Here is a 6,146-nt window from a genome sequence, read left to right on the forward strand (position 1 = left end):
TTGCGCGCAAGCGAGGTCCACCGCACACAAATAATGAAAATTTGCGCGCTAGCACCTTCCACCACGCACAACTCGTCGTAGTAAATCCCCCAGAATCTTTCTATCAACGTTCAAACTTCTTACCACCCATCCACTTAAAATAATGAATAGAGGCCATCTCAAATAGTGTATTTTTAGCGCTAAATTTGGTAAAATAAGGGTGTAAAGGGGGTTCTCTCAATGGAAAAGAGATACTCAAAAGATGAATTAAAAGAACGCTTAACGCCGGAACAATATGCAGTCACTCAACAAAGTGCAACAGAACGCGCATTTACAGGTGAATATGATGACTTTTATGACGAAGGAATTTTCGTGGATGTCGTAAGTGGAGAACCACTATTCTCATCAAAAGATAAATACGATGCAGGATGCGGTTGGCCTTCTTTCACAAAACCAATTAAAAAACGCGGCGTTTCAGAACACCGAGATCAATCATTCGGCATGGAACGAACAGAAGTCCGAAGTAAAGAAGCCGACTCCCACTTAGGACACGTATTTACAGACGGTCCACTAGATCAAGGCGGTTTACGCTATTGCATCAACTCGGCAGCCATGCGCTTTGTTCCAAAATCCGACCTAGAAAAAGAAGGTTATGGCGACTATCTTTCTGAATTTGATTAGCCTAGTCTAAAAATACAATTAAAGAGTTGAATAGAAGTAGAAGCCCTTAGGTATAAACTAGGGGCTTTTATAAATTTAAAAAAGGATAACTTTCTTACTCTTTTACTTTTTACCATAAAACATTTGTTCTACTCATTCAGCCTCTTCAAATATTATGTTATAATGAATTAGAAATTTCAGAAATGAATGAGGAGTTTTAAAAAATATGTACGAATACATAAAAGGTACGGTTATTGAAGTGAATCCAAGCCATATGGTGCTAGATAATCAAGGCATCGGCTATCATATTTTTATTGCCAATCCCTTCCGCTTATCGAATCAATTAAATCAAGAAGCGACGATCTATATTTACCATAGTGTCACGCAAGATGACATTCGCTTGTATGGGTTTATTAATAAAGAAGAAAAAGAATTATTTATGAAACTGATTGGCGTGTCTGGCATTGGTCCAAAGAGTGCGCTCGCCATTTTAGCGGCAGAAGATCATGTCGGTTTTGTGCAAGCAGTCGAACAAAATAATGTTAAATACTTACAAAAATTCCCGGGAGTTGGGAAGAAAACTGCTTCACAAATTGTGCTTGATTTACAAGGGAAATTATCGGAGCTATCTCCAGAAGTGATTGAAGTCTTTGGGAAACCTGAAGACCAACTTTCTGCAGACGTCGAATTGGATGAAGCGCTCGAAGCATTGGCCGTTCTCGGTTACACGAAACGTGACATCAAAAAAGTCACACCTTTTCTCGAAGAGTTACCTGATGCATCCGCGGACGACTATATCCGCGAAGCATTAAAACATCTCATTCGTTAAATGACCCAGAGAACAGATACGAGCAGAAAACATTTCGGATTTTGAAAAAGAAAAAGAGAGCAATGAACAGGAAAATGTGGGAGGATGAAGCAGGTGGATCAGGAACGAATGATTTCTGGCGAGGTTTTTGATGAAACAGAAGGCACAAATGAGCTTTCTTTGCGACCTCAGCGACTGGATCAATACATTGGACAGGAAAAAATAAAAAAAGAAATATCCATTTATATTCAAGCGGCAAAAAATCGCTCGGAAGCTTTGGATCATGTGTTGCTTTATGGCCCTCCAGGTTTGGGTAAGACAACTTTGGCGATGATTATTGCGAATGAAATGGGAACCAGCATCCGCACAACGAGTGGCCCGGCAATAGATAAAGCGGGAGATATTGTGGCTTTGTTGAATGATTTAGAGCCGGGGGGAATTTTATTTATTGATGAAATTCACCGCTTGCCCCGTTTTGTGGAGGAAATGTTGTACTCAGCTATGGAAGATTACTATATTGATATTATTATTGGCGAGGGAGATACCGCACGGCCCGTTCATTTTTCACTGCCACCTTTTACTTTAATTGGGGCGACGACGCGAGCGGGATTGTTGTCCGCTCCTTTGCGTGATCGGTTTGGTATTGTTTCGCATATGGAATATTATACGGTAGAGAGTTTAACGGAAATTATTGACCGTTCGAGCAGTGTGTTAAACGCTGAAATTAAAAAAGAAGGTGCTGTGGAAGTCGCTCGACGTTCTCGTGGGACACCACGTGTAGCCAATCGTCTATTGAAACGGGTGCGTGATTATGCCGAGGTAGTAGCGGATGGCGTGATTGAGCGGGAAATTGCTTCGAAGGCGCTTGATATGTTGAGTGTGGATAAAGCAGGCTTAGATACTGTTGACCAACAAATTCTTGAGATGATGATTGAGTTGTACAATGGTGGGCCAGTGGGTTTGAATACACTCGCTGCGAATATTGGAGAAGACCCAGGGACCATTGAAGATATGGTCGAGCCATTTTTACTTCAAGAAGGATTTATCCAACGGACTCCTCGAGGCCGAGTCGCCACAGAAAAAGCGTATAACCATTTCGGTGTTCCATTTTGGCGAGAAGAGAAATAGCTTGAAATGCTTGCCTTTAAAAATAACCAAAGAAAGTGATGAAATAAGTGAATAATTTTAAAACAGATGATTTTGATTTCAGTTTACCTGAGGAATTAATTGCACAAGTTCCTTTAAAGAACCGCAGTGCCTCACGACTAATGGTACTTGATCATAATCAACAAACCATCGAGGACAAAACCTTTTTAGATATTATAGACGAATTGAAACCAAATGATGCGTTAGTTATGAATAACACTCGCGTATTGCCTGCGCGTTTGTTTGGAACAAAAATCGAAACTGGGGCTCATTTAGAAGTACTCCTTTTAAAAAATATAGAAGGTGACCGCTGGGAAACGCTAATGAAGCCAGCGAAAAAAGCGAAAATTGGAACAACCATTCGCTTTGGCGATGGACGTTTAACAGCAAAGGTAGTCGAAGAGCTTGAAGAAGGCGGGCGTATTTTAGATTTTTCTTATGAGGGGATTTTCTTGGAAATTTTAGAAGAATTAGGTGAGATGCCACTCCCTCCATATATTACAGAAAAATTGGATGAAGCGGATCGTTACCAAACCGTTTACGCCAAAGAAAATGGCTCAGCCGCCGCACCAACAGCGGGTCTGCACTTTACAGATGAGGTTTTAGAGCAACTGAAAGAAAAAGGTGTGAAACTGGCTTTCCTAACTTTACATGTGGGACTGGGTACTTTTCGCCCAGTCAATGCAGAAAATGTCGAAGACCATAAGATGCATAGCGAGTTCTACCAACTTTCGGAAGAAACGGCCAATCTTTTAAACGAAACGAAAGCAAATGGTGGACGAGTGATCGCAGTTGGTACAACAAGCATTCGTACACTTGAAACTATCGCGAATAAATTTGATGGAAAACTCGAAGCGGATAGCGGATGGACGGATATTTTTATTAAGCCAGGTTATACGTTTAAATTCGTGGATGCTTTTCTCACGAATTTTCATTTGCCAAAATCAACACTTATTATGCTAGTCAGCGCTTTTGCCGGCCGAGAATTTGTTTTAAAAGCGTACCATCATGCCGTTGATGAGCAATATCGCTTCTTTAGCTTTGGCGATGCGATGTTTGTCCAGTAGTCACTTCTTTCACTTCGGAAAACACGACAAGGAAGACCATTAAAATCACTCAAAAAATAGAAAATGAATGAAAAAAGTAAAGGAAGAAAACATTTAGAACATCCAATTAACTATCATTTAATTAAAAAAGAAAAACATACCGGAGCTCGCCTCGGAAAACTCGAAACCCCAAATGGTACTTTTGAGACCCCTATGTTTATGCCGGTAGGTACACAAGCCACTGTAAAAGCCATGTCCCCTGAAGAATTAAAAAAAATAGGCGCAGGCGTTATTTTGAGTAATACCTATCATTTATGGTTACGTCCAGGCTCTGACTTAATCGAAGAAGCGGGCGGCCTTCATAAATTTATGAATTGGGACCAAGGAATCTTAACGGATTCAGGAGGCTTTCAAGTCTTTTCATTAGCCGATTCTCGTGAAATTACGGAAGAAGGCGTCCATTTTAGAAGTCACTTAGATGGCAGCAAACTTTTCTTAACACCAGAGAAATCCATCCAAATTCAAAATGAATTAGGTTCTGACATTATGATGAGTTTTGATGAATGCCCACCGTTTGATGAATCTTATGATTATATGAAAAAATCAATCGAACGTACGACTCGTTGGGCAGAGCGCGGTTTAAATGCCCATAATAATTGGGAAAAACAAGGACTGTTTGGCATCGTCCAAGGGGGCGGCTATAAAGATTTACGTCTTCAACACGTGCGCGATCTAACAAGTATGGATTTTTCGGGTTACTCTATTGGTGGACTTTCAGTAGGAGAAACGCACGAAGAAATGTACGAAGTGCTGGACTATTTAACCCCAGAATTACCCGAAGATAAAACCCGTTATCTAATGGGAGTTGGGACTCCAGCTGCTTTGATTGAAAGTGTGATTCGCGGCGTCGATATTTTTGATTGTGTCCTTCCCACGAGAATTGCCAGAAACGGAACAGCAATGACCAGCCAGGGCCGCGTCGTCATTAAAAATGCGGTACATGCTCGTGATTGGGGCCCCTTAGATCCAAAATGTGATTGTGACACATGCCAAAATTACTCTAGAGGCTATCTACGTCATTTGATTAAGACCGATGAAATCTTAGGCATGCGTTTAATATCCATTCATAACCTACGTTTCCTCATTCATTTGATGGAACAAGTCCGCGAAGCGATTCGTGAAGACAACTTATTAGAATTTAAAGAAGCCTTTTTTGAAGAATACGGGTATAATGAACCCAACGCACGTACTTTTTAAAGGCTGAAATTTCGAAGAAAGCATGAAAACATAAGGAAAAGACGGATAAAAGTAGATTTTATGTCAAAATTTTGATAATCTAGTAGAGTACAAAACGAAACGTAGTATAACTTCATAAAATTTGGAAGGAAGATAAATTTGGAATTACTTAGTACTTTAATTATGTTTGGGGCAATGTTTGGGATTATGTATTTCGTCCTGATTCGTCCTCAAAAGAAACAACAAGAAAAAGTCCAAGATATGCTCTCCAATTTAAAAATAGGAGATAGTATTGTAACAATCGGTGGTTTACATGGAATTATCGATGAAATTAATGACGCCGCAAAAACAGTCGTTTTAGACTGTGAAGGTATCTATTTGACCTTTGAACGCCGTGCCGTAGCGCGTGTCGTCGCAAAAGTAGAAGATGCAACAGAAACAGAAGAGTTAGACACAAACGACTCAGATATTGACGAAGAGATAACGAAAGACTAATTCTTTATGGATAAGTGTTTCAGGGTTTGGAGGCATCCATATGGCAGAAGATAAACAAGACAAGACTGAATACGAGGTTTGGTTAATGATTATCAAGGATTCTTTTGCCAAGCAAGGGTACCAGAAAGTGTCGACAGATGACTTATGGGACTATTGCTTAAATTTTTTATGGAAACATAAACGGCCAGAGCGATATTTTGAAGAAATTCGAGATATTATGGCAATTGAACCCAACGATTACTTTACTTACGCCTCGTTACAAGCACAAATTTATAATGTTTCATCTCTCAACGAGATGAACTTTGATGATTTATTTTAAATGTGCTAAATAAATAAGAAATCTACAGACAATTTTTGTTTGTAGATTTTTTGAATTTTAGAGAGAATACCCACCCCTCCATCTATAACCCCCCTCTTCGAAAACACGACCTAGTATGCGCAACAAACTGCGCGCTAGATTAACCACCGCACACAAATCGCAAAAATTTGCGCGCTAACGCAATCACCGCCCATAAACCACAAAATTTGTGCGCTAAATCAATCACCGCACACAAATCGTAAAAAAATGTGCGCTAAAGCAATCACCGCCCACAAATCGTAAAAAACTGCGCGCTAAATCAATCACCGTCCACAAATCACAAAAAATTGCGCGCTAAATTAATTACCGCCCACAAATCGCAGAAAATTGCGCGCTAAATTAACCATCGCACACAAATCGGAAAAATTTGCGTGCTAGATCAATCACCGCACAAAAATCGCAAAAATTTGCGCGCTAA

Annotated in this window: 7 protein-coding genes; all 7 read left to right on the forward strand. The window is 40.1% G+C overall.

Features of this window, described 5'->3' with window-relative positions:
• Window positions 1-219 precede the first annotated feature (219 nt).
• The 7 genes from msrB (at window position 220) to BUB96_RS06905 (ending at window position 5,689) form a co-directional block, all read left to right on the forward strand.
• Window positions 220-660: a peptide-methionine (R)-S-oxide reductase MsrB gene (gene msrB / locus BUB96_RS06875; protein ID WP_073298141.1), complete on the forward strand. Its 441-nt coding sequence runs from the start codon at window positions 220-222 to the stop codon at window positions 658-660.
• A 205-nt stretch (window positions 661-865) separates the two neighbouring features.
• Window positions 866-1,468, forward strand: a complete 603-nt coding sequence (ruvA, locus tag BUB96_RS06880) for a Holliday junction branch migration protein RuvA (protein WP_073298142.1) — start codon at window positions 866-868, stop codon at window positions 1,466-1,468.
• 84 nt (window positions 1,469-1,552) lie between these two features.
• Window positions 1,553-2,575, forward strand: coding sequence for a Holliday junction branch migration DNA helicase RuvB (gene ruvB, locus BUB96_RS06885; RefSeq protein WP_073298143.1), 1,023 nt, complete (start codon window positions 1,553-1,555; stop codon window positions 2,573-2,575).
• Between the two features lie 47 nt (window positions 2,576-2,622).
• Complete coding sequence (gene queA / locus BUB96_RS06890; protein ID WP_073298144.1) at window positions 2,623-3,660, forward strand: tRNA preQ1(34) S-adenosylmethionine ribosyltransferase-isomerase QueA; 1,038 nt, start codon at window positions 2,623-2,625, stop codon at window positions 3,658-3,660.
• 63 nt (window positions 3,661-3,723) lie between these two features.
• Window positions 3,724-4,896, forward strand: a complete 1,173-nt coding sequence (tgt, locus tag BUB96_RS06895) for a tRNA guanosine(34) transglycosylase Tgt (protein WP_073298145.1) — start codon at window positions 3,724-3,726, stop codon at window positions 4,894-4,896.
• 138 nt (window positions 4,897-5,034) lie between these two features.
• On the forward strand, window positions 5,035-5,370 hold the full coding sequence (gene yajC, locus BUB96_RS06900) for a preprotein translocase subunit YajC (protein WP_084136973.1): 336 nt from the start codon (window positions 5,035-5,037) through the stop codon (window positions 5,368-5,370).
• Window positions 5,371-5,410: 40 nt separating this feature from the next.
• Complete coding sequence (locus tag BUB96_RS06905; protein WP_073298147.1) at window positions 5,411-5,689, forward strand: post-transcriptional regulator; 279 nt, start codon at window positions 5,411-5,413, stop codon at window positions 5,687-5,689.
• Window positions 5,690-6,146 lie beyond the last annotated feature (457 nt).

Source organism: Atopostipes suicloacalis DSM 15692 (assembly GCF_900129085.1).
Lineage (GTDB): Bacteria > Bacillota > Bacilli > Lactobacillales > Carnobacteriaceae_A > Atopostipes > Atopostipes suicloacalis.

Coding starts and splice junctions, on each gene's coding strand:
- msrB (WP_073298141.1), top strand. CDS start 220: ATGGAAAAGAGATACTCAAAAGATGAATTAAAAGAACGCTTAACGCCG.
- BUB96_RS06905 (WP_073298147.1), top strand. CDS start 5,411: ATGGCAGAAGATAAACAAGACAAGACTGAATACGAGGTTTGGTTAATG.
- tgt (WP_073298145.1), top strand. CDS start 3,724: ATGAATGAAAAAAGTAAAGGAAGAAAACATTTAGAACATCCAATTAAC.
- ruvB (WP_073298143.1), top strand. CDS start 1,553: ATGAAGCAGGTGGATCAGGAACGAATGATTTCTGGCGAGGTTTTTGAT.
- ruvA (WP_073298142.1), top strand. CDS start 866: ATGTACGAATACATAAAAGGTACGGTTATTGAAGTGAATCCAAGCCAT.